This window comes from Nostoc sp. (genome assembly GCF_036917655.1).
GTDB lineage: Bacteria > Cyanobacteriota > Cyanobacteriia > Cyanobacteriales > Nostocaceae > Nostoc.
This window is the reverse complement of record NZ_JBALCY010000029.1, coordinates 59,701-84,743: the sequence shown is the minus strand read 5'-3', so window position 1 is coordinate 84,743 and position 25,043 is coordinate 59,701. Positions and strand designations below refer to the sequence as shown.

The following is a 25,043-nucleotide window of genomic DNA, read 5'->3' as shown; positions in this document are numbered from 1 at the left end:
AGATTATGGTTGTGAGCTACTCAGTAAAAATCTTGTTAGTTGAGGATAACCTATCTTACGCTAGGTTGTTACAAGAGTTTTTGATGCAAGTCCAGTCCCAAGAGTTTACTCTGGTTCATGTGAAGCGATTGGGGGAAGCACTTCAGGAACTAACTCAGTGTAATTATGATGTTATTTTGTTAGATTTATCTCTACCTGACAGCCAAGGATTGTTATCTCTGCCTCCTCTGATTGATCAAGTCCCAAACATCCCGATTGTTGTCCTAACCAATACAAATGACGAAGAAGTGGCAATTGAGGCAGTGCGGCAGGGGGCACAAGATTATCTAATCAAGCGCCAGGTAAATTCAGATGTGTTGGTTCGCTCTTTGCGTTATGCCATCGAGCGCAAGCAGCTTTTAGAATCATTACGCACGGTCAATGAAACGTTACAAATCCGGGTTGAAGAACGAACTGCTGAACTGGTGAAAGCCAATGAAATCAACCAATTAAAATCTGAATTTGTCTCAATGTTCTCCCATGACATCCGCAATCCCCTAAATACTATTCTCTTGGCTGCTGGATTCCTACAAAACTACGACGAAAAATTGACCAAAGAGAAAAAACTGAATCATTTGCAAATGATTCGCTCGGCGATCAAAAACATGGGGCAGCTATTAGATGAAGTTTCATTCATCGGTAAAGCTGATTCTGGTAAACTGCGATCTCAAGTCATTCGTTTAGATTTAGAAGCTTTTTGCCGCCAACTGGTTGAAGAAGTTCGATTAATGGCAGGCGAGAAACATCTGACTTTAGTGTTTGCCAGTTTTGGGCAATTAGGCGAAGCACTATGGGATAAAAGCTTGCTGCGGCATATTTTTAGTAATTTACTTACTAATGCTATTAAATATTCACTACCGGACGGCATAGTGCGCTTTGAACTAATTGGTGAGAAAAAAACAGTAATTTTCCGAATTCAAGATTGGGGAATTGGCATTCCTAAAGAAGACCAAAAGCGACTGTTTCAGCCTTTCCAACGTGCGGACAATGTTGGAACCATTCCTGGTACCGGCTTGGGGCTAGCGATCGCCAAAAAGGCTGTCGAAGCACACGGTGGCGAAATTATAGTTAATAGTCAACTTGGAGTGGGCACTACATTTACTGTCACTCTCCCTTTGCTCAGAATTTAAGCTGTTAGGCAGATAAAAATCCTAGTTGATTTCGACACAGATCGGGTGAGGTTAACAAATTATCCACCCAGTAATTACGTTGAACTTTCATACTGCTGTACCAGTGCTTAAGAGCCTCGTTAGATAAGGGACTTCCAGAAAATAAATTATCCAATTTATTCAGATTATATTTTTCTTACTCCCCCTGCCCCCCTGCTTACACAGCGATTGGTTATTTTTTTATTTGGAAGTCCCTAATACTCTTAGCAGCAATCTCTAGTTATAGGTTCTTGATAAAACTTAGCTATATTTAACTAAATCTAAATTTCTTTAAACATATCACACAAGTATAAATACTTATAATTAATAATACAGAAACTTTGTCTGATTTTTGAACAATATTTCAGATAAAACCCTTATAAAACAGGCATTTCAGTCTCAGTATGTTTTCAAAAATATAAATCGGAGTCCTATATAGAATAGTGGTTTTAAGGCTATTTTATTCCTCTCTCCAGATAAAAAACAATAATCCTTGCTACACAAAACTTTCATCTCAAACAGATGATTCTAGCCATAATGTTAGAAAATAAAGCTCGAAACTCAGTTTCCGTCTGTTGTTTAAAAGTTGGCTGAGATTTTTCTTTGACCAGAGTGATGGAAGAGCGCTAAGTAAGTCGGCGTAAATATTTGTAGTTGCGATCAGGCAAAAAGCAGAAAGCATGAGGCAAGAGGGAAGAAGGTTTTAATTCAGTTTATCTTTGTTTACATAGTTGAGTTTTATTGTGCCCACTTATTTACATAGAACATAGTTTTTGAGCAAGCATTTTAAGAAAATTAATTGATGATTTTTCGGAATTTACAAACTTGATTTGTAGTTAATCTATATCTCCACTGTGCGATTGCCACTTTTAGGGTAAAAACTAACACCCGAAAGACTCATTCACAAGTGCTTGATCATTGCTGAAAACATATGATAATCAACAATTTGTCAATAAGCAATAGGGCTTAAAATTTTGCCGAAAATCGGGGTAGAAAACACAATTTTTAAGCTAACGATGCCTACGACTGGCTACGCCTACGCGTGATATTTCAAAGCATCATTCATTTTTACCCTCACGATTCAGTACTAAGTAAAATTTTTTACTTAATAAGTTGGCTGATTATTAGCGTAATTACTATTGACAAAACTGATTTTGTTTTAGCCTGTCATTAATGGAGCTTGACAAATCATGCTACAAGTACGAGTATTCTTATGTCTGCAAAAATAGCAAATTCTACGTATATGTTCGACTGCCAAGCGAAACATGAAACTAAATATTCAAGTGCAACTGGTGGTAAATGTTTAACATCATTTCAACGGAAACTACTGATAGAAAATTTTCACAAAAATTTACCTGAATCCTACCGCCAACGAATTGAAATCATGTTGTTGGCAGATGAGGGAAAAACTCAAAGGTCGATTTGTCAAACATTAAAGTGTTGTCCAGCAACAGCAAGTCATTGGATGCACATAGCCCGGACTGGGATGGCGCACCTATGGCAAGATTGCCCCGTTGGTCGTCCTAAAGCAATAAATGACCAGTATTTAGAACGTTTGAAAGAGCTGATTAGTAGTAGTCCCCGCGATCATGGCTATGTTTTTCGACGGTGGACAACAAACTGGCTGGGGAAACATCTGGCAAAAGAATTTGGAATTGAGGTGAGCGATCGCCATATAAATCGACTGCTCAAACAGATGGGATTATCCACACTACCTAAATCCAGCAATTCTGAAACAAACAGCAATGAACAGGCTAAACGTTCCAAAATTTTGATTAGTGACCTGAAATCGACAACTATTCCCGATAATTCGGAATTGTTACTTATTAACTTTCCAAAATCAACAAAAGATGTAGACATTCATGGCGCAAGATATATCCGCTCAGTTGGTTTCTCTGCAACAGTTCAACAATACTCTGGGTTATTCTCTTTCGGCAGAGGAATTTCAACACTGTCTTCAACAAGTTAAATTGATCAACCCGAAAGTCGGCAAATTCTGGCAAGGAACTGATGCTCAACCAGGTATCTATATTGCGATCGCTGGTAAGGTCAGGTTGCTAGATAGCACCGATGAGTTAATCGCCACCTTGGAGGCGGGAGACTCTTTTGGGGAATTTACCTTGTTTAAGGAGGGTGACTTAAGACCTTATGCAGCAAGGGCTTCAGTCAACTTGCAACTGTGCTTTGTTCCGGGTGAGGCGTTGTGGCCATTGATAGCTAAATATCCTCAAATTCGGGAGCATTTGTGGGCTAAGGCACTATCTCGTAACCCCCAACAGATGGAGTCAGATAACTCCCTAGTACCGCCATCTGACTCCAAACGGCAGCATGAAACAAAGATTTTGTCAACGCTAGCAGTAAAGCCACACGAGAAAAAGATTAGCAAAGCCTATTTTCCTAACTCTACGCAGCGAGTGGGGCATTTATTACAGCGGGTGATTCGGCGCTATCCGTTTTTTGCCCAGCAGAGTGGATCGGATTGCGGTGCAGCTTGTTTAGTGATGGTGTCTCGCTATTGGGGGAAAAACTTTAGTCTAAATCGCCTGCGGGATATGGCCAATGTTGACCGCAATGGCTCGTCGCTGCGGGGGTTATCGGCGGCGGCGGAAAGTATTGGGTTTAGCACGCGACCTGTGAAAGCGAGTCTTGACCAATTGGCGAAGCAAAAATTGCCTGCGATCGCTCACTGGGAGGGCAACCATTACATTGTTGTCTACGAAATTACACCCAAACACGTCATTGTAGGCGACCCCGCCATTGGGCAACGCAGCCTCAGCCATACCGAATTTAAAGCCAACTGGATTGGTTACACATTGCTGCTGCAACCGACAGCCATGCTCAAGGATACCAAAGAGACTTCTACTCCCTTTTGGCAATTCTTTGAGTTGCTCAAGCCTCACTCTTTAGTAATACTGGAAGTGTTTATCGCTTCGGTATTTATCCAGATATTTGGACTTGTTACCCCTCTATTCACGCAGTTAATTTTAGACCGAGTGGTGGTGCAGCGTTCTGAACTAACCTTAACGGCCGTCGGGTTAGGGTTACTGATTTTTAGTTTATTCCGTGTGGCAATGACAGGATTGCGGCAATATCTGTTAGACCATACGGCGAATAAGCTCGATTTAGCACTGATTGTGGGATTTATTCGCCATACCCTGCGGCTACCCTTGAGTTATTTTGAGTCCCGTTATGTGGGGGATATTATCTCTCGTGTACAGGAAAACCGCAAAATTCAACGCTTCCTCTCCGGTGAGGCGTTATCCATCCTGCTAGATTTAGTCACTATCTTTATCTATTTAGGATTGATGTTTTGGTACAGCTGGAAAATGGCGTTGTTGGTGTTGGTGATTATACCGCCTTTTTTCCTGCTGGCATTGATTGCCACACCTTTTTTACAAAAGATTTCTAGGGAAATCTTTACTGCTGTTGCTAAGGAAAGTAGCTATCTGATTGAAGCCCTTTCTGGTGTACGAACAGTTAAATCCACAGCGGTAGAACAGACAGTACGTTGGCATTGGGAAGAGTTATTAAGTAAGGAAGTAAAAACTAATTTTTCCGGGCAAATTATCAGCAATCGCCTACAAATATTCAGCAACACAATTGAAGCAGTAGTAACTACCATCTTGCTGTGGTTTGGGGCGTACCAAGTGATTCACAACCAGCTAACCATTGGGCAATTGGTAGCATTTAATATGTTGTTGGGAAATATTATTACACCTTTTCAACGATTAACAGTTTTGTGGAATCAATTGCAAGAAGTGGTGATTGCTGTGGAACGCATTAATGATGTGTTAGATGCGGAACCAGAAGAGGATTTGCAGCACCAGGTGCGGCAATCTTTACCACCCATTCAAGGTAACATTCGCTTTGACAACGTGACGTTTCGCTATCACCCTGAAAGTGATATCAATGTTTTGGAAAATCTCAGTTTTGAAATACACAGCGGGCAAATGGTTGCCCTAGTGGGACGGAGTGGTTCGGGGAAAACCACGATTTCTAAGCTGGTTTTGGGGTTATATACCCCCACAGATGGCAAAGTGTTGATTGATGGGCACGATATTACCAGTCTTTCGTTGCGTTCTCTACGCGAGCAGGTTGGGGTAGTTGACCAAGATACCTTTTTGTTTGGCGGAACAATTCGGGAAAGTATTAGCTTGGCACATCCTGGGGCCACTTTAGCAGAGATTATTGAGGCGGCGCGATTGGCGGGTGCTGATCAGTTTATTAAAAATTTACCTATGGGTTATGAAAGCCAGATTGGTGAAGGAGGGGGGATGTTATCTGGAGGACAACGACAAAGAATTGCGATCGCTAAGGCGTTGTTAGGCAATCCCAAGCTGTTGATTTTGGATGAGGCGACTTCCCATCTCGATGCAGAGTCAGAAAGGATTATTCAGACGAATTTAAACACAATTCTTCAGGGCAGAACCACCTTAGTAATCGCTCATCGCCTTTCAACTGTGCGGAATGCAGATTTGATTTTGGTGCTAGATCGCGGCGTGTTGATTGAGAGTGGGACTCACCAAGAGTTGATGGCGAAGCGGGGACATTATTTTTATCTCAATCATCAGCAGTTGGATGTTGCGGAGTGAAAGAAGAGGAAAACTAGGAAGTTTTTCTTGTCTCCCCACTCCTAAAATCCCAAATCCCAAATTGATATCAGGAAAAATCATGCCAAAGACATTGAATGGAAAGGTTCAAACCCAAATCCATGAGGTAGAACAGGGGGAAGAAATTTTAAGGGAGCAAACACCAGCTAGATCCACTGATGATTGGGCTGACTCGACCAAGGATTTACTTGATAGCTTGCCCCAAGTTTGGACAAGGGGATTACTATATTTTTTGGTAGTGTTTGTGTCGATCATTTTACCTTGGGCGATGCTATCTAAGGTGGATGAAACGGGTACGGCAACAGGGCGACTTGAGCCAAAGGGAAAGACGGTTAGGCTGGATGCTGCTGTGGCAGGTACTGTTGCCCAAATTCGGGTAAAGGAAGGTGATTCAGTTAAAGTTGGGCAAACTTTATTGGTGTTGGAATCAGAATTAGTTAAGGCGGAATTGCGTCAGGCACAGGAGAAGTTGGAGGGACAATTAAATCGACTTTCTCAATTAAATTCATCTAAAAGTCAGTTAGTTGTATCTTTGACAACGCAACAGCAACAAAATCAATCTCAACAGTTAGAAAAGCAGGCTCAAGTTGATCAAGCGCGACAGAATCTGAATGCTCTTAAGAATTCCTATGATTTACAAAAAGACGAAAAATTGGCTCAAGTAAATCAGGCACGGCAAACTGTTGAGCATAATCAAACTGCTAAGAAGTTAATAAACAGTATTTTGGCGAGTAGCGAGCAAGAAGTTGAACGCTATCGCCGTCTTTGGCAGTCAGGGGTTATTTCAGAAACTTATGTTGTGGAGAAGCAAGACATAGCTAAAGAGAAGCAACAGTTATACGAACAAAATCAGTCAGATATTCAGCAGGCTAAACTACGTTTGGTAGAACAACAGAGTAGTTATGAGCGGACTATTCGACAAGCAAATGCAGATATTGAGCAGGCACAGTTGCGACTGAAAGAACAGGAAAGAAGTTATCAGACCTTAACTCGTTCCGGCAAGCTTGCTTTGCTAAAAATCGATGAAGAACAGAAGAATTTGGAGACAGAAATTACTACGCTTCAGGCAGAAATTGCTCAAAGTAATAGTCAGATTGTCTCGTTAAAATTTCAGTTAGGACAACGAGAGTTAAGAGCCACTGTAAATGGTAGAGTGTTTCAGTTACCGATACAACGGGCTGGATCTGTAGTGCAGCCTGGAGCAATGATTGCGGAGATTGCACCCCAAGGTTCGCCTTTAATAATTCGGGCGCAAATGGCGACAACTGAGAGTGGTTTTTTGCGAAAAGGGTTGCCAGTCAAGTTAAAATTTGATGCTTATCCGTTTCAAGATTATGGAATAGTGGAAGGAGAATTGTTAGAGATTTCTCCTACTACCATCGAGGTAGAAACACCTAATGGAAAGGTGGCAGCTTATGACTTGGAAATTGCCCTAAAACAAAATTGTATTCTCTCAGCTAATAAGTGTATTGCCCTGCGTCCTGGGGATACAGCGACGGCTGAGGTAGTTGTGCGTCAGCGTCGGATTATTGATTTTCTGCTTGATCCGTTTAAGCAGTTGCAGCAGGGTGGGGTGAAATTGTAGGAATTTCGCGGTACTTATACATTCCTAAACCTAACCACCTAACCTTTTCAGGACTATTCCCATGAGAGCATGGGAACGAGAGAACAATTGGAAATCGAGCTTTTTTCGACTTGTGTTCACACTGTAGCTTAAAAAGGGAGGGATCTTAAAGAGCCAACTTTTTAAGGGGGCTGGGGGATCTCTTCTGCATAAATCCTACTCTTTACAAGTAAGGAAAGGGAACGGAAAGCTCTCCTCTCAGTGAAAAATATTTAATTTAGTCTATCTACTTAGGAGAAACATCATGTCACAAACTATCACTATTACCAACCAAGATATTATTTCTCAAGTCAAGCTATCTTGCAAAATTCCTGAGTTTGTTGAGGGGATTGTTACCCGCAAGGTTGTAGAAAACGCCGCATTTGAGGCGAATCTCAAAGTAGAGACAGAGGAACTTCAGATAGTAGCAGACCAAATCCGGTTAATGAACAAACTCAATAGTGCTGATGAAACCTGGGCGTGGTTGGAAAAACATAGTCTTTCCATAGATGATTATGAGGAAATTGTCTACAGCACCGTCATTTCTGGGAAGTTAGCGGCTTATCTGTTTCCAGATAAAGTTGAACCCTATTTCTTGGAACACCAGCTAGATTATGCCGGTGTGGTCATGTATGAGGTTTTTCTGGATGATGAAGACTTGGCGATAGAACTCTTTTATGCGATTAAGGAAGGTGAGATAAGTTTTTATGATGTTGCTCACAAATACATCCAGGATACGGAATTACGTCGAAAAGGTGGATACCGGGGGATAGTGTATCGTCAGGATTTGAAGCCAGAAATTTCTGCTGCTGTTTTTGCGGCTAAACCGCCGCAGCTTCTCAAACCGATTGTTAGTTCTAAGGGAGTACACCTGATTTTGGTGGAGGAGATTATTCAACTGGAATTGGATAATGCCCTATACCAAAAAATTGCTTCAGATTTGTTTTCTGAATGGCTAAAGAAACAAATCGCTAAAGTTGATATTGTTAGGCAGTTAGACTCTAATTGTTTAAGCTCTAATTCCGAAGCCTAACCTTAAGTCCTATAATAATCCTATCTGATTTGTGAAAATTCGCAGTGTCCAGATCCCCGACTTCGTAAAAGTTGTCGGGGATCTAATATCATGTCCGGGCAATTAAGCATAATACCTGGAACCCCACCCCGCCAAAGCTGCGCTTTAGTTCCCCTTCCCGCCTGAGGGGAGGGGTTGGGGGTGGGGTTCTTTTATTAAAAAGTTATTCATTCGTAATCACCTACAATTTCCCTTTAGTATAAAAATACCATAAGATGACAACTCAGATAGGATTGCTATAGTCGCTCAGAGAAAACATTAAAAGACAAAACTCCTGTACTAATGTCTGTAAAAGTAGTCATAAAACATTGGCTTTTTCAATGTAAGGGACTTCCAAGGAATAAATTATTCCAAAAAAACAAGAGACAGCAGATATTTAATAATGATTATGAGGGGGAAAAAATGGGTGGACGACGACAACCAATTTTCTCCCCCTCAGCCTTGTTTCACAAGACTTTTGGATGAAAATATGACTAAAGCCATACCCAACTATAAAAAATGGATGAGGCGTAGTAAAGCTCTATCCCAATATAATTTACTGCCAAAGCAATATTTTAATTTAGTGACATAAAACCTTTAGTTGTGTCTCTAAAAGCGACTGAGAAAGCTTGATTTTCAAGGTTTGTTCAATAATAATGAAATCAAGCGATTAAACAAAACAAAGTTTAATCACTCTAACGAAAGTTGCTCAAATTATTTTTTTTGAAGGAGAAATCTCATGGCTTCCATTAAAATTTCTGAATTACGTCCTGTTGGTTCTGAATTGTTCCAAGATTCCGAAAGTTTTCTTCAAGAACTAGGCGCTCAAGAAATGGGAATCACAGGTGGTGGATTCACTTTCGCCAACTCAATAGGAAACACCGCAGGTAATACTAGTGTAGTTGTAGCAACCAAGAACGCCAACACTGTCAATGCTAATACCTACGGTAACGCAAATACAGTTGTTGTATAATAGTTAATCAAATCAAGGGTTAAACAAAACCAAGTTTAATCCTTGTTAGGCACTAACGAAATTTGCTCAAATTATTTTTTTTGAAGGAGAAACATCATGGCTTCCATTAAAATTTTTGAATTGCGTCCTGTTGGTTCTGAATTGTTCCAAGATTCCGAAAGCTTTCTTCAAGAACTAGGCGCTCAAGAAATGGGGATCACAGGTGGATTCACCGCCGCCAACTCAATAGCAAACACCATATTGAATAGTAGTGTAGTAGTAGCAACCAAGAACGCCAACACTGTCAATGCTAATACCTACGGTAACGCAAATACAGTTGTTGGATAATAGTTAATAAAATCAATGGTTAAACAAAACCAAGTTTAATCCTTGTTAGTGACTTACAAGTAATAAAATGCCCAACCGACCCTTTTGTCCTCTGGGCAAAAGCGCCAAAATATCAAAATAAGCGGCTGGGTATTTTATTTTTTTATCTCCCTAATATCTAATTGGTATTAACTAAAACTTTTTGACATTTTCAACTATTAAATACTTATTGAAGTATGGCATTTTGTTTGAGTTCCCAAAATATTTTTGATTATCTAATCAAGTATGGTTTCTGTACGCCAGAAGAACAGGCTGACACCCAGATTGAACCGAAATCCGCCAAAAATTTTAATTTATTGCTAAATTTACCAAACGCCCGTAAACTCCTGGTCAAGCAAGAACCTCTCAATCCAGAAGGAAAAGGAGCAGGTGAATTTTTACAGGAATGGCAAATTCAAGAATTTGTCCAGAAATTCCCAGAATTAAGTCAGTTACGTAACTGGATATCAGAGGGCATTCATTTTAATCCAGATGATTCCATTATTATTTTTAATTACCTAGACAATTATCAGGATGTAATGGCTTTTTATGGAAAAGAAAACATTTTTCCTACAGAGATCGCCTCTAGTATCGGTACAATTATAGCCAGCATCCATCGCCTGACTTTTAACCATCAAGATTATCAAGATTTTTTCTCTTCATCTTTGGAAAATCAAGCCAGCAGTCTAGTTCACAATTTAGTTAAAAAGCTGGGACGAATTAGCCCAGAAATTTTTGCTTCTGTTCCTGCTGATGGGCTGAAATTCTTTTCTCTGTATCAACGATATGACAGTTTAGGTGAAGCCATAGCCGAACTGGGAAATTCTTTAAAACCCAGTTGTTTAACACACAATGATCTGAAATTGAATAATATCCTTGTGGCTGATGATTGGGAACAAGGTATTGGCAATAGCACGATAAGATTAATTGATTGGGAAAGATGTAGTTGGGGAGATCCAGCTTTTGATTTAGGTACACTCATTGGTAGTTATTTGCATATCTGGTTGAGTAGCATGATTACCAGTAAAACCATGAGTATCGATGAATCCTTGCGGATGGCTACAACACCCTTGGAGATAATCCAACCTTCTGTTGCTGCTTTAGCGATCGCATATTTAAATCACTTTCCAGAAATCTTAGAGCATCGGACTGACTTTTTACAGCGAGTCGTACAGTTTGCTGGTTGGAATTTGATTCTCGCTATTCAATCAACCCTGCAATACCAAAAATCTTTTGGTAATACGGGTATCTGTATGCTGCAAGTGGCTAAGTCTTTGTTATGCCGTCCAGAAGCATCGATTCCCACAATTTTTGGAGTGCAAGCATCAGAACTTACATCCACAAGCTTATCTCCCGTTTAGCTTAAACCAAAAGAATTTTCTCACTCTACCCCGAAAGAGCGCGTCCCGTTGGTGCAGCCTCTCGTAGAGAAGGGAATGGGAGTGATGAGATGAATTTTGGAGCGGTGATAGCGACACGAGAAAGCGAGTATTATAGCGTCGAGTCCCACCCCTGAGCAATATTTGATTTCAATCAGATGAGTGATCGGGTGGGTGACGAATCGCCAATTTAACAAGTTTTTTCTGGTAAAATACTTGTGGTTTACTTCACCCACATTGGTGTCTGATAAGCCTCTGTCCAGTTGCATAATGACAACTGGTAAGCGACTCAGTTGCCGTGCCGTGAAAGTAAGTTGGCACATCTTAAGGTAAGGAATTCATAGTCTGCGGTAGGGCATTCCGTGGACTTTAAACAAAGCTCAACGCCTCCGTTCGCGTAGCGTCTCCGTAGGAGAAGCTGTCTTCTGGATTGGTTGAGAAGCCTACACTGTACAGCTTGCTGTCAGTGTAGAAGTATGTCACAAAATGGCATTTTTCTTCCCATCTCCCCTTAGTTAAAGGCAAGCACCTATGCAACTACTAGATCCGTTGCCAATACAACTAGCAGCTATTCCAGAGTCATTGCAGCATTCATTGCAAGATATCGTTAATAAAATACAGATAGAATCCATATTTTGTATTAGCCATCCCGATTATAAACCCGTAGAAGTACCAGCTGAGACACTTCCACGATTTCAGCAATTGCCCTCAGATGTACAAAATAAGTATTTAAACGCCCAACTATCTAATTTTCTCTACGGCATTTATTACAACGGTTCCCTAAAACGTGCTTTAGCACTTGATGGGGAGACAACAAATTTAGCAGTTAACCAAAATTTAGAAAATAACACCTTTTTAGGCGTGGATGTGGTGTTTTACAATCGCCTCCATGAAAGTAACAAGGGTGAAGGCTACTTTAGTGCCGATTGGCTGGTGGTGAAAGAAGAATCAGATGGCGCTTTAGCAGTACACAAAGGTGGTTTGACTCTGCACATTGAGCGCAGTAAACATTTACAACCGCAAGACGAAGCTGTGACTGTGGGGAACCCAGTTGCTATCAAACTGCCGAAAAATTTGGTGCAAAACGGTTTTTACATAGCAGTTAGTAATGCAGGCTCTCACAGGGGTGAAGATATAGTCCGAGTCTATTTCAACTTAACTACTGATGGTGCAGTTGCAGTCATGGAAAGCTTGACTACCCAACTTAATGCCATCGCCCTGCCTTTCAACTTTAAAGCGTTATACAACCCTTCAGATTATGGGCGTTATGACTCAGCGGTGCTTTATTTTGACAAAAACAACTATGAAGCTGTCCATTCAGTACTAGAAAAGGTATATGCAGAACACCAATCCCATTTTCTGCCAGAAGTGCCTTTATTTACTAAAATTATTGCACCAGGGTTGGCGATCGCTGAAGAACCAGACCAAAAATTTGCCGAAAAAGAAAGCTTTGGGATGAATCGCTGTCAAATTATAACCAATGGTTTGATAGAAGCTTGGGAGCAAGAGGATAATTCGCCAGAAGGTCGGATGGCATCGATTTTGGCACAATTCTCCGCGCGGGAAATTGACCTGCAACGTCCTTACCTCAATGCCAAATCTGATGATATTTATCCACCTTTAAAGTCATGAAAATTACTAATCTTGCTCCTGATATTCAGACTCCTGATTTTCAGCCGCAGTTAACAGCCGCTGAGGAACTTGCTATTGCTAATAGTAGATTTGCTCAATCAGATCTACCTTTTTACCGCAAACTTGGGCGGACTGACTTAACTGTTAGTTGTTTAGGACTGGGAGGTGGGGGCCACATCTCCAGTGAAGATACCCTTTACGCTTTCGACCAAGGCATCAACTACTTTTTCTACTCCAGCGATTTACATCAATATCTTTATAGTTCTATGCGTCCCGCGCTCCGCCAATTATGCGGACGCGGTTCCTCAATGCGTGAGAAGGTAGTTCTGGCAACTGTCAGTTACATGATTAGAACCCCAGACACAGTATTCACCTATTTATTCGATCAATTTATCGACCTGGGTATTGACTACATTGATGTGTTTTTCTGGGGCTGGATTGATGAGCATAATCATCCTGCTTTTGAGAAATGCATTAGCGCCTCTGACGATATCCGTGGCCCCAATACAGTGTATCAGCGCCAGATAGAAAGAATGTTTGGCGTATCCGAAAAGCTGAAAAAAATGGGTGCAGTGCGCTATATTGGTGCTTCTTTTCACGACCATGACCTAGCAAAACAGTGGTTAAATAGCCCTTTGTTGGATGTTGTGATGGTGAGGCACAACGTGGCACATCGGACTGCCCAAAGAAAGGTTTTCCCCCATTTGGATGCCAACGATCCTCATCGGCCTGGTATTGTTACTTTTAAGTCATCAGGTATGTTTAATGCCCTTTGGGAACCCCCAGCTGGTCTACCAACTGGATGCTGGCAACCTTCAGTCCCAGATTTATATCGCTATTCTTTAAGTCAAAACTCAGTAGATGTTGCCTTAGCAGGTTGGCAAACTCGTGAACATGTAGATGCAGCGATTCAGGGTGTGCAAAAGGGCAAATTTACTCCTGAAGAAATCGACTACCTCAACCTTTACGGTGACTTACATCGCAACCGCATCAAACCTCACGAAATTCCTACAGAACGTTTGCTTGTTGGCAGATAGAAAACAATATTACTTAAATATCATCAAGCCATGACAGAACAATTAGAACAAACTTTACCGCTTAAGGTTTTAACCAACGAACCCGTGCAAGCGCATCCAGCAACCGATGCAGAAATCCTGACATATCTGCGTCGTTCTGCTAGGTTTGCAGAAATAGCGATCGCTGCTGAACGTGAGGCATTAGTTTTAGCCAACTGCAATCAGTTAGGAATTGAAATATCTGATGATGAATGGCAAGCCGCTGGCGATGCTTTTCGCTTGGAACACAAGTTATGGGGAAACGCAGAAACTAGTGCATGGCTAGAGGAGCAGCGCATTAGTGTAGACGAGTGGTCGCAAGGAATTAAAGTGGCGCTGTTGGAGAAAAAGCTTAAAGAACATCTGTTCGGTGCAGCAGTGGATGGCGCTTATGTTTCTAACCGCGACAACTATAGACGGGTGGCGCTATCGCAAATTCTGGTTACTGACCTGGCAACTGCTTGGAAAATCGTGCAAATACTCCGCGAAGGACAAGCTTCTTTCTGTGCTTTGGCTTTGGAACATTCTAAGGGGAAGCAGTCGCAAGAAAATGGCGGTTTTGTCGGAATTCGCTATTTAGTAGAACTGGTACCGGAAATTGTCCAACCTCTTACCGAAGCTAAGGAAGGTGAAATTATTGGTCCTGTGCAAACAAAAGTGGGGTATCACGTTCTGAGAGTGGAAAAGTGGTTCCCCATAGAATTGAATCAAGCAGTAAGAGAACAAATTATGGACTCGTTGTTTGAAGCGTGGTTGCAAAATTTGAAAAATGTTTAGTTTAATCTTATTCGGATTTTTGCCAGAAGATTAATTTTCACAGGACTTACATAAACAATAGCCGAAAGCGTGATTTTATTCTTAGGGGCAATTCATGAATTGCCCCTGAGCGTGTGTAATTTTGCGTAAGTCCTATTTGAAATTATTCAGTTTTCAATTCTCAAAATACCTGCTTCTTTTTCGATGCGGTCTAAAGCCTTTTTTGCTCGAAAAAGAACTCTCAAATAAGCTAATTGACTATTCCAACCTGAACGAGGTAATAGGGTTGCTTGAGAGTCAGGAATAGTCGTATTTTCTGAAGGGATAGAGTCACTAGAGATATTATTCATAGAAATGGGATTTTGCAGTTTTTAATTACTAGAAGCAGCTAAAGATGGTGCTAGATTTGGTTCTTCTTCCCAACTTTCTGGCCATTGAATGCGATCGCTAGTAAAATGAAGTGGATCGTTTTCAGGCCAAGGGGCATTAATTGGTTCTTCAATTAGCCCAAACTCGCCATTGTCAAAGGGATTCCCATCTGCACGACGCTGGAGATATACGCGCTCTCGAATACCGTGTTTTTCCTGAGTCAAGGCGCGATGATGACAATAAGGATTGTTCCCTCTCTTATCAAAGAAAACGTGAGCTGTCCAAGTGCAACCGCCTCGACAAAGTTCAGCAAATTCACAAGTCTTGCAAAAACCCCATAAGTGTGATGTTCCTTTAGGAGTATCAGCGCCGAGATTAAACCGTAGTTCTTCAGTTTCTTCAATAATTGTTCGCAGTGAATAGTCGCGGATGTTGCCGCCAGTGTATGCCGTGGTAGGCAGTGAGGGACAACCTTTGATCGCACCATCGGCTTCGATGCCTAAAGAAGACAATCCAGCATTGCACCCCTGCCAAAAAGTCCAAGCATCTCCTTCTCCCCGCAACATTCGTTCATAAGGCCCGTAGTAGCCAATATTATTTCCTGGCTGTACTTGTACCCCTTCTCGCTTTGCGCGTTGGGCAACACGAGCAATCATCGGATATACATCTAGTAGTTCATAAGGTTGCAGCAGAATTTCACTATTATCTGCGGCATTCCCCATTGGTACAGTCAACTGAATTTGCCAAGCCAAGATGCCAGCGTCGCGCAGATGCTCGTAAATTCGTGGAAATTCTGGTGCGGAGAGACGATTGATTTGAGTATTGCAACCAAAGGGTATACCAACTTGTTTGAGATTGCTCATAGTCTTAAACGCCCATTGCCAGGAGCCTTGTCTACCACGGAGGCGATCGTGAGCTGCTTCTAAGCCATCAACTGAGACAGATACCACACTAATTCCAGCTTCCTTCATCCGGTGTGCTGTCTCCAAAGTGATCCCATAACCCCCAGTCGTCATACCACAAAGCATCCCAGCTTTGGTAATTGCTTGGGCAATCTCTAGCCAGTCAGGACGCAGAAACGCTTCACCACCAATTATGGTTACTTCTGTGATTCCAACTTCCGCCATTTGTCTAACTAAATCAAGGGCTTCTGCTGTAGAAAGCTCGTTCGCCCTTGTATGTCCTGCGCGAGAACCGCAGTGCTGGCAAGCTAGATTACACTTTAATGTAATTTCCCAAACTGCATAACTAATTCGGCGATAAGTCATTAGAATACCCTCAATTAATTTCTTGAGAAAAGGACGAATATATCCCTATCCGTCCCCATAAACCTAAACTGTTATCTAAGTAAGAAAATCTGGCTGAATAACTCCATAAGCAAGCTGATACCCAGGTGGCTTATGCGGACAATGAGGCGGTGAAACAATAACTCCATAAAACGGCCGGATAGTAGGCTTTCCAGTAATTGATGAAGCACCACCAAAAACTGCTTCTAGTTCTTGTTCATTTAAATCCTTGAGTTCATCTTCGCCAGCAGTTGACTCTAACAATTGATCCGTATATTCTTCAAACTCATCCTGGGTGAAATTGTAGCCAGCACTTTTAACAATTTGGCTACATTCATCTTTACTTGTCACTCCTTGAATTTGAGCGCGAAAAGCCTCATCATTTGCTAGCTTTGCATAAAAGGCTTGAACATTTTCTATAGACACGATTTTCTCCTGAAATTATTTAACTACAGACCTAGCTTTGCTTAACCAAAAATCGGTGTTGCCACCTCAACTGCTAGCTCAGATGCGTTGTAGTTATCTGTAATAACTTGCGGACAACGCATACAAGCTGCCTTGCCTTCTTGCTGCCACCACCGACAATCTCGGCGTATGGAACAGGGTGGTAGTTCTTCTGCTACTACAGCGAACTTTTCTACAATTCGCATTGCTAGACGACAATCTTGTCCATCAAAATGCTGACAACCCTTAGTAGCGCAAGGTGCTGCAGTCCGAAAAATTTCGGCAGGTGTAATTGGACTAGCTTTTGCTATTAGTTCATCCGTGATCGGTTGGGGCTTTTTGAGATAAGCTACACGGGGTTCTGTCACTGTCCCACCGACTACGCCAAAGACAACACTATCCACGGATTCGGGTCTAGCACTGGGACAAAGTGTAGGTTTATCAGCAGCAAATTCTTCCATCAATTGAGCCTCCAAGGAAGAGAACCGTTATGACAAAAGGGTTTTATCTGGATATGGATATGCTACGATTCCTATCAAAATAGGGGGTTTAATAACATTACTAGTTATTCCACCTGCAACACTTTTCATTTCCTCATCAGACAAAGCATCTTCTGAATCTAAACCTTGGTTCCGTCGTTCCACCGCATTTTTTACGGCATCATCAATTAGATCGTTAATTTCAAGTTGACCGTTATACTTCCTTTCCATGTTATTTTTCCTCCGAATATTGACAATTTTAGGCTTAGAGACTGAATGAAATTGCCTAACTATCTCCTCATTTTAGAAAAAATGAAAGCTACTAACTCTATTGTTAAGATTCTCAATTAGACATAAATAAAACTTTTATGTCCCTAAAAAATAACTTTTTAAATATCCGATTTTTGAGGAAGAACATATATCAGTTAATCAAGCCATATACTCTTGCATACTAATGCAAATTGAATATTTCGATAATTATGGCCATTAACTATAATGATTATGTCCCAAAATTATTGCCAACTGCCAGGCAATGTCCAATGAAAATACACTCCAGTTAACAATTCAAAATTCACGCATTCAAACATTTTAGACAATTTCAGACTCTTATTTAAACCACGACTGAAATTGAGCAGAGTCGGAGACACTCCACCTCCGAGGTACGTGTAATGGTACACATCTTATATCATGTCCGCTTGATTAAGTAGGAAGGCACAATTAAATATAAGATAAAACCTCACCCTCAATCCCTCTCCTTACTAAGGAGAGGGAAGCGGGAGGCAGGGTGAGGTTTTATATTTAATTTGACCCACTTACTTACTATCACTACCCTTTATTTACAACTTATTGCTTGACAAATAAAGCCCGATAAACAGGCTCACCCTTTTTTTGCGTACCTATTTCCCTTTCTGTGGGGACTGGTAAGGGATTTTCGGCTAACCATTCTTCTGTACCAACTCTTTGAAAAGCGGGATTTTCAGCAAAGCGATCGCGCATTTCCACCGCGACAAATTCCATATCTGATTGCAGAAATACAACTCCCCCAACCGCAAGATAATTAGCTAATTCTGCCACTAGTTCTGGTTGGACTACACGACGTTTAGCATGGCGGGTTTTAAACCAAGGATCGGGGAATTGAATTGTAACGCGTTGTAAACTTCCTGGAGGGAGGGAAGATAAAAGCGATCGCAATGAATTATTCACATTGCAAAATAAGTAATGCAGATTTGTTAAACCTAACTCAGAACGCAACTTATTCGCCTCCCCCACCAGCGGTTCCCGAATTTCTAAGCCGAGATAATTCCAGTCGGGTTCTATCTTGGCCATATTCATCAAAAACTGTCCCTTAGCGCAGCCAATATCTAAATGTAGTGGTTGATTTGGCTTTGCATAAATTTTTTCCCAGTCAAGGGGACTTGCTGGTGTTTGATACTTTTTATTAAATGGATTAACATGCTGGCGGACTCGGACTGCTGCCAAAATTTGCTCTCCTTTACGTGAAAATATCCTGTGGTGTCGGGCGATCGCAATCAGTTGGGTTTGTTAACAAAATGGACTAACTGTGAAACTCCTTTTCGATTGATGAACTATCACAAACGTTTGAAATTATACTCGATCGGGAAGCGATCGCTTTTTGTAGACGATGATTCAGTAAACTAAATAGCCTATACCATAAAAAACGTAAATATTCAGTACTTTACGTTTCACAAAATTAGGAAATAAGCAGTGTTACCAAAAAAGCCCTCCACTACCAATGAAACTCAACGCTGGACATTTGCTCAACTTTTTGGACTGGTAAAGCGTAATCCGCTGATGATTTCGCAGTGGGCGATCCGCTGGGCAGTTGTGGGAACTGCTGGCGGTCTATTTGCGGCGTTGTACTGGAATGTTTTAGAGCTTTTAACTCATCAACTGCAACGATTTGAAGGTTTTAGCCTTTTGATAGTGATGCCATTAGCCGGTTTAGTTATCGGGCTGGTGATTCATTTTTTGGGAAATCCCGGTGAAATTGCTGTGATTGTCGATAATATTCATTTTCGCGGCGGACGCTTAGATCCTCGCAAAAATCCTTCAATGATTCTGGCTTCTCTAGTCAGCATAGCGGCTGGGGGCAGTGCTGGCCCAGAAGCACCACTCGTACAAGTAACAGGTTCTTTTGGTACTTGGGTTGCCGATCACCTAAAACTTCAAGGTGAAGACCTCAGAACTTTGAGTTTAGCAGCGATGGCTGCTGGTTTCACTGCCTTGTTTGGCGCACCCCTTGGCGGTGCAATGTTCGCTTTGGAGATTTTGCACCATCAGCATATCGTCGAATATTACGAAGCCTTGATGCCAGCTATTGTTTCAAGTTGTGCTAGTTATCTGGTATTTGCCGCAATTACACATTTGGGAATTGCACCCGCTTGGCATTTTCCCCAGTACCACCTAGAGAAGATTGATGATTTTGCGATCGCTATTATGTTCGGAATTATTGGGGCGGTAGCGGGATGGATTTTTATGGGGATTTTTCGCGCCTGCGATCGCCTCTTTGCCCGAATTCCCGCCCCGATCTATGTACGCACAACCATAGCAGGACTAGGACTTGGCACTTTAGCAGTTTTATTCCCGCTAACCCGTTATTTTGGACATGAAGAGTTAGAGTCAGTCCTAAATACTAGTTTTCCTGCTGTTTTTCTCTTAACTCTAGCTCTTGCTAAAATGGCTGCCATTAGCATTACCGTCACAGGTGGGTGGCGCGGTGGATTCATCATCCCCCTGTTTTTCACTGGTGCTTGTATTGGTAAAGCAGTAGCACTCTTAATTCCAGGACTTAATCCCGCCCTTGCGATGATTTGTACAATGGCGGCGATCAATGCAGCCGTAACGCGTACACCTATAAGTACCACTTTGCTACTGTCAAAACTGACTAACTTAAGTCCTTTGACACCGATCCTATTTGCGAGTTTAGTTGGATTTTTTCTCGCTCCCAAAGTTCCCTTGATTGCATCTCAACTCAAGTCCCAGCAAACTTTTGAGGGAACTCAAAATTAAACCAATTCGCAATGACGCTCTCTTACGAGACGCTGTACGTAGCTTGCTTCCCCGTAGGGGTACGCGGACTCGCTAACGCAATTCGCAATTACGTTACTTAGACTGCGCTCAATAATCATTTGTAATGGGAATTTAACCCCGACACAAAAGGTGCTGCTACAAGAGGCAGGGGACTTAAACCCCGATAATTTGTAAAAAATTAGAATTTGGAGCAAAGCTTAAGAGTATTTACTATATCCCAGCAAGACGCCTGAGTTACCCTTCCAGGCAAAAAAAAGCAATATATGTTAGGATTCTATCAAATTATGGCAATTATTCAAGAGCAATTTAGAATAATTTTGCGCTTTGTTGAGTAAAAAAGCTAAAATCTACGATTTTTGGAGATTTTTAGGTTATGACAACCTCACAGGAGAGGATTATCCCGATAGACTTGCGAACCGAAATGTCGCAGTCTTATCTGGAATACGCCATGAGCGTGATAGTGGGTCGGGCGTTGCCAGATGCCAGGGATGGTCTAAAACCTGTGCATCGTCGCATTCTCTACGCAATGCACGAGCTAGGTCTGCTCCACGATCGCCCGTTTAAGAAATGCGCCCGTGTGGTGGGGGAAGTGCTGGGTAAATATCACCCCCACGGCGACACGGCAGTGTATGATGCCTTGGTGCGGATGGCACAGGATTTTTCCATGCGATCGCCCCTAGTTAACGGACATGGTAACTTTGGTTCGGTAGATAACGATCCACCAGCCGCAATGCGATACACTGAATGCCGCTTGCAAGCTTTAACTAGTGCTGGTCTACTCCACGACATCGAATTAGAAACTGTAGATTTTGCCGATAACTTCGACGGTTCCCAGCAAGAACCGACAGTCTTACCGGCGCGGATTCCGCAGTTATTGCTCAACGGTTCCTCTGGAATTGCCGTGGGTATGGCAACCAACATTCCGCCGCACAATTTGGGCGAATTGATTGATGCTTTGGTGGCTGTAATCCACAATCCAGAAATCACCGATCTGGAATTAATGCAGTATGTCCACGGCCCAGACTTTCCGACTGGGGCGCAGATTTTGGGGACATCTGCCATTCGAGAAGCTTACACCACCGGGCGTGGTTCCATTACCATGCGTGGTGTCGCTAACATTGAAACCGTTGAACAGCGGGGACGCCCAGATAGAGAAGCAATTATCATCACCGAATTGCCCTATCAAACCAACAAAGCGGCGCTGATTGAAAAAATCGCCGAAATGGTCAACGAGAAGCGTCTAGAGGGCATTGCAGATATCCGGGATGAGAGCGATCGCGACGGGATGCGAATTGTGATCGAACTCAAGCGTGATGCTTATCCTCGCGTCGTTCTAAACAACCTCTACAAGCAAACGCCACTGCAAGCCAACTTTGGGGCGAATATGCTGGCGTTGGTGAATAGCGAACCCCAAGTACTCACCCTCAAGCAGTTCTTAAGCGTCTTCTTAGATTTCCGGATCGAATCCATTGCCAGACGCACCCGTTACGAACTGCGGAAAGCTGAAGAACGCGACCATCTCCTGCAAGGGTTATTGATTGCTCTTTCCCAGTTAGATCCAATTATTGTCTTGATTCGCCATGCACCAGATGCGCCCACAGCTAAAGGCGAACTGATCACAACTTACGGACTCTCCGAAGTGCAAGCAGATGCCATTTTACAAATGCAATTGCGGCGGTTGACTGCCTTAGAAGCAGATAAAATTCGTCTGGAACACGATGAATTACAAGCGAAAATTACCGACTTGCAAGATATTTTAGCACGCCGGGAGAGAGTGCTGGAAATCATTGAAACCGAAGTCGGGCAACTGAAAACTAGCTTTGCCACACCCCGCCGCACGGTGATTTTACCAGGGGAAGGGGAACTAGATGACCGTGACCTAATTGCCAATGAAAAAGCGATAATTTTGGTTACAGAGCAAGGCTACATCAAACGGATGCCAGTTAACACCTTTGAAGCCCAAAGCCGTGCTACCAGAGGTAAAGCCGCAGCTAAAGTAAAAGATGATGATACCGTTGAGCATTTCTTGACTTGCTGCGATCACGACAGTATTTTATTCTTTAGCCAGCGTGGTGTCGTTTACTGCCTGAGAGCGTATCAAATTCCAGTGAGTTCGCGTACCAGTCGCGGGACACCAATCGTGCAGATGTTACCCATTCCCAAAGAGGAGAAAATCACCTCGATTGTACCCGTTGACGAGTTTAGCAAAGAAGAATATCTCGTAATGCTCACTAAGGGCGGCAATATTAAGAAAACCGAATTGGCAGCGTTTAGTCACATTCGCGCCAATGGTTTGATTGCCATTTCCTTAGAAGAAGGCGACCAACTCCGATGGGTGCGACGCGCTAGAGTAGAAGACAGTGTAATCATTGGTTCTCGTAACGGAATGGCGATTAACTTCCGGTGCAACCATGAACAACTGCGTCCTTTAAGTAGGGCGACTCGTGGGGTGAAAGCCATGAAACTCAAAAATAAAGATGAACTGGTGGGTATGGATATTCTTCCCGCAGCAATTCTTGAAACTTTGGATTCAGTTACAGAAGCCGAAATTGAAGATATCGAAACTATCGAAACTATCGAAACAGAAGATATCGAAATTACCGAAATTAATGAAGAGTCCGCAGAAGTGCCTAGCAGTGGCATTGTTGGCCCTTGGGTATTGGTAATTACAATGGCAGGATATGGTAAGCGCGTACCAGTTGCCCAATTCCGGCTGCAAAACCGTGCTGGTCAGGGTTTAATGGCAACCAAGTTCAAAAACCGCAAAAACAAAGACAAGTTGGCAACCCTACGCATTGTGAATAATGATGATGATGAAATCATGATGGTAACAAATCGCGGTATTATCATCCGTCAAGCGTTGAATGCGATTTCTATCCAATCGCGATCGGCAACTGGAGTCAGAGTGCAGCGTTTAGATGAAGACGACGCGATTACCGGAGTGGCAATAGTTCCACCTGATGCTGTCGATGCAGAAGAAGCAGAATAAAAAGCAGGGGGAGAGGTTAACCACCTTACTCCCTTATTTAAGTGCCTTCGCTAGCGGCATTTTAATGGGGCTAACCGTAGCCCCAGTAGGTGCATGGTTATTGGCCTGGATTGCCTTAGCTCCCCTATGGATCTTGGTTGTTAGTTCTAGCTCAATCCAAAATCCAAAATCCAAAATCCAAAATGCCTTCCTCTGGGGTATCGGTTATCACGGTGTCGCCTTATTCTGGATTACGGGAATTCATCCGATGACATGGTTGGGCGTTCCGTGGTTGCCGAGTCTAGCAATCACGCTTTTTTGTTGGGGATTCATCAGTGTCCTGGGAGGGATATTCGTTGCTATTTGGGCGGCTGTGATGGTTCGCCTGGGCGGGCAAAAACCGTGGCTACGTATACTAATTGGTACAGCTGTCTGGTGCGGCTTAGAAAGTCTGTGGAGTGCCGGGCCTTTGTGGTGGAGTTCTCTTGCTTACACCCAAAGTCCGCATAATCTCGTGATTTTACATCTGGGCCAACTCTCTGGGCCTAATACTGTGACAGCAGCGATCGCAGCCGTCAATGGTTTAATTGCAGAAGGATGGATGAACCGCCGACAACATGGCAAGGACACCGAGATTTCCTCTGTGTTCTCCGCGCCTCTGCGGTTCGTTAATCAATACTTAGCTACTGCCATAGGATTATTAATTAGCTTACACTTGATTGGTTTTATCTTATATAGCCGTCCCATCGCCCAACCCCCAGAAGCAGCCTTGAAAGTGGGGATTGTTCAGGGTAATATACCGAACCGACTTTTACGAAGTTCTGAAGGGTTTCGTCGCGCTCAAGAAAATTACACCAATGGATATCTAACTTTAGCAAACCAAGGTGTAGATGCAGTCCTCACCCCAGAAGGAGCCTTACCTATTTTCCAGCGCAACTTGATGCAAACTGCCTTAGTCGCAGCCGTGAAACTAAAAGGTGTAGTTGCTTGGATTGGGGCTTTTGGCGAACGGGGAGACAGTTATACAATTAGTTTGTTTACTTTCAATAATAAAGGTGAAATTGTCAGCCGCTACGATAAGTCCAAACTAGTACCTTTGGGAGAATATATTCCTTTTGAAGGAATTTTAGGCGGGATAATTCAACGCTTGTCGCCTTTGGATGCACACCAAGTTCCCGGTTCAGCAAATCAGGTATTTGACACCCCTTTTGGTCGCGCGATCGCTAGTATATGTTATGAATCTGCTTTTCCTGAGCAATTTCGCCGTCAAGCTGCGGCGGGTGGGCAATTTATCCTCAGTTCTTCCAACGATGCTCATTACACTGCATCCATGCCATTTCAGCACCATGCACAGGATATGATGCGGGCAATTGAAACTGATCGATGGTCAGCACGAGCAACTAATACGGGATATTCAGCCTTTGTAGATCCTCACGGTAGAACCTTGTGGATATCTGGATATAATACCTATGAAACTCATGCTGAAACAATTTATCGGCGACAGACAAAGACTTTATATGTGCGTTGGGGTGATTGGTTGACACCATTGTTGTTGATATCTTCTGGAGCAGCTTGGCTGGTAATTCAACTTAGGGATACAAAAAAAATAAACAAAAACCTCACCCTGTCCTAACGGACATCCTTCTCCTTACCAAGGCTACGGTGTACACACAAGTCTGAAATAGCTGATTAACCAGGATTTTACCCCACCCTAACCCTCCCCTTGGAAAGAGGAGGGAACTAGATTTCTTTTTTCCCCCCTTGGAAAGGGGGGATTAAGGGGGGTAATCCAACTTGTGTGTACACGGTAGCCTTACCAAGGAGAGGGACAGGTTTTGCTATGCAAAACCAGGGT

General features: G+C 42.6%; 20 protein-coding genes. 14 read left to right on the top strand and 6 right to left on the bottom strand.

Features of this window, described 5'->3' with window-relative positions:
- The first annotated feature begins 5 nt into the window (after positions 1–5).
- The 11 genes from V7K30_RS12600 (at position 6) to V7K30_RS12550 (ending at position 14,612) form a co-directional block, all read left to right on the top strand.
- Complete coding sequence (locus V7K30_RS12600; protein WP_334999547.1) at positions 6–1,169, top strand: hybrid sensor histidine kinase/response regulator; 1,164 nt, start codon at positions 6–8, stop codon at positions 1,167–1,169.
- Positions 1,170–2,400: 1,231 nt separating this feature from the next.
- Positions 2,401–3,156 carry a helix-turn-helix domain-containing protein gene (locus tag V7K30_RS12595; protein ID WP_334999545.1) on the top strand — a complete coding sequence of 252 codons (756 nt, stop codon included), beginning with the start codon at positions 2,401–2,403 and terminating at the stop codon, positions 3,154–3,156.
- Positions 3,050–5,779 carry a peptidase domain-containing ABC transporter gene (locus tag V7K30_RS12590; protein ID WP_334999543.1) on the top strand — a complete coding sequence of 910 codons (2,730 nt, stop codon included), beginning with the start codon at positions 3,050–3,052 and terminating at the stop codon, positions 5,777–5,779. Before V7K30_RS12595 ends, V7K30_RS12590 begins: the two co-directional genes overlap by 107 nt.
- 79 nt (positions 5,780–5,858) lie before the next feature.
- Positions 5,859–7,382: an HlyD family efflux transporter periplasmic adaptor subunit gene (locus V7K30_RS12585; RefSeq protein WP_334999542.1), complete on the top strand. Its 1,524-nt coding sequence runs from the start codon at positions 5,859–5,861 to the stop codon at positions 7,380–7,382.
- Between the two features lie 283 nt (positions 7,383–7,665).
- Positions 7,666–8,433 (top strand): peptidylprolyl isomerase, encoded by a 768-nt coding sequence (locus V7K30_RS12580; protein WP_334999540.1) that lies wholly within the window; start codon positions 7,666–7,668, stop codon positions 8,431–8,433.
- A 757-nt stretch (positions 8,434–9,190) separates the two neighbouring features.
- Positions 9,191–9,424, top strand: a complete 234-nt coding sequence (locus tag V7K30_RS12575; RefSeq protein WP_334999538.1) for a hypothetical protein — start codon at positions 9,191–9,193, stop codon at positions 9,422–9,424.
- Between the two features lie 96 nt (positions 9,425–9,520).
- A complete protein-coding gene (locus V7K30_RS12570) occupies positions 9,521–9,751 on the top strand; it encodes a hypothetical protein (protein WP_334999536.1) in 231 nt (76 codons plus the stop codon).
- 215 nt (positions 9,752–9,966) lie between these two features.
- Positions 9,967–11,130 (top strand): phosphotransferase, encoded by a 1,164-nt coding sequence (locus V7K30_RS12565; RefSeq protein ID WP_334999534.1) that lies wholly within the window; start codon positions 9,967–9,969, stop codon positions 11,128–11,130.
- A gap of 549 nt (positions 11,131–11,679) precedes the next feature.
- Entirely contained in the window at positions 11,680–12,780 is a 1,101-nt protein-coding gene (locus V7K30_RS12560) for a T3SS effector HopA1 family protein (protein WP_334999532.1), read from the top strand.
- A complete protein-coding gene (locus V7K30_RS12555; RefSeq protein WP_334999530.1) occupies positions 12,777–13,817 on the top strand; it encodes an aldo/keto reductase in 1,041 nt (346 codons plus the stop codon). Before V7K30_RS12560 ends, V7K30_RS12555 begins: the two co-directional genes overlap by 4 nt.
- A gap of 30 nt (positions 13,818–13,847) precedes the next feature.
- Entirely contained in the window at positions 13,848–14,612 is a 765-nt protein-coding gene (locus V7K30_RS12550) for a peptidylprolyl isomerase (RefSeq protein WP_334999528.1), read from the top strand.
- A gap of 146 nt (positions 14,613–14,758) precedes the next feature.
- Here V7K30_RS12550 and V7K30_RS12545 read toward each other — a convergent pair whose 3' ends face one another.
- The 6 genes from V7K30_RS12545 to trmB all read right to left on the bottom strand — a co-directional run bounded on the left by V7K30_RS12545 (position 14,759) and on the right by trmB (position 18,648).
- Positions 14,759–14,941 (bottom strand): hypothetical protein, encoded by a 183-nt coding sequence (locus tag V7K30_RS12545; RefSeq protein WP_334999527.1) that lies wholly within the window; start codon positions 14,939–14,941, stop codon positions 14,759–14,761.
- A gap of 21 nt (positions 14,942–14,962) precedes the next feature.
- Positions 14,963–16,228 (bottom strand): nif11-class peptide radical SAM maturase 3, encoded by a 1,266-nt coding sequence (locus tag V7K30_RS12540; protein WP_334999526.1) that lies wholly within the window; start codon positions 16,226–16,228, stop codon positions 14,963–14,965.
- 75 nt (positions 16,229–16,303) lie between these two features.
- Positions 16,304–16,672 carry a Nif11-like leader peptide family natural product precursor gene (locus tag V7K30_RS12535; protein ID WP_334999524.1) on the bottom strand — a complete coding sequence of 123 codons (369 nt, stop codon included), beginning with the start codon at positions 16,670–16,672 and terminating at the stop codon, positions 16,304–16,306.
- 41 nt (positions 16,673–16,713) lie between these two features.
- Positions 16,714–17,151 (bottom strand): nitrogen fixation protein, encoded by a 438-nt coding sequence (locus V7K30_RS12530; RefSeq protein WP_334999522.1) that lies wholly within the window; start codon positions 17,149–17,151, stop codon positions 16,714–16,716.
- Positions 17,152–17,178: 27 nt separating this feature from the next.
- Positions 17,179–17,400 (bottom strand): hypothetical protein, encoded by a 222-nt coding sequence (locus V7K30_RS12525; RefSeq protein ID WP_334999520.1) that lies wholly within the window; start codon positions 17,398–17,400, stop codon positions 17,179–17,181.
- A gap of 612 nt (positions 17,401–18,012) precedes the next feature.
- Positions 18,013–18,648 (bottom strand): tRNA (guanosine(46)-N7)-methyltransferase TrmB, encoded by a 636-nt coding sequence (gene trmB / locus V7K30_RS12520; RefSeq protein ID WP_334999518.1) that lies wholly within the window; start codon positions 18,646–18,648, stop codon positions 18,013–18,015.
- A 246-nt stretch (positions 18,649–18,894) separates the two neighbouring features.
- On the opposite strand from trmB, the gene V7K30_RS12515 reads away from it, so the two are divergent.
- From V7K30_RS12515 to lnt, 3 genes are all read left to right on the top strand, one after another.
- A complete protein-coding gene (locus V7K30_RS12515) occupies positions 18,895–20,199 on the top strand; it encodes a chloride channel protein (RefSeq protein ID WP_334999516.1) in 1,305 nt (434 codons plus the stop codon).
- Between the two features lie 394 nt (positions 20,200–20,593).
- Positions 20,594–23,209 carry a DNA topoisomerase (ATP-hydrolyzing) subunit A gene (gyrA, locus tag V7K30_RS12510; RefSeq protein WP_334999514.1) on the top strand — a complete coding sequence of 872 codons (2,616 nt, stop codon included), beginning with the start codon at positions 20,594–20,596 and terminating at the stop codon, positions 23,207–23,209.
- Positions 23,190–24,821 carry an apolipoprotein N-acyltransferase gene (gene lnt, locus V7K30_RS12505; RefSeq protein WP_334999758.1) on the top strand — a complete coding sequence of 544 codons (1,632 nt, stop codon included), beginning with the start codon at positions 23,190–23,192 and terminating at the stop codon, positions 24,819–24,821. Before gyrA ends, lnt begins: the two co-directional genes overlap by 20 nt.
- The last annotated feature ends 222 nt before the right edge of the window (positions 24,822–25,043 follow it).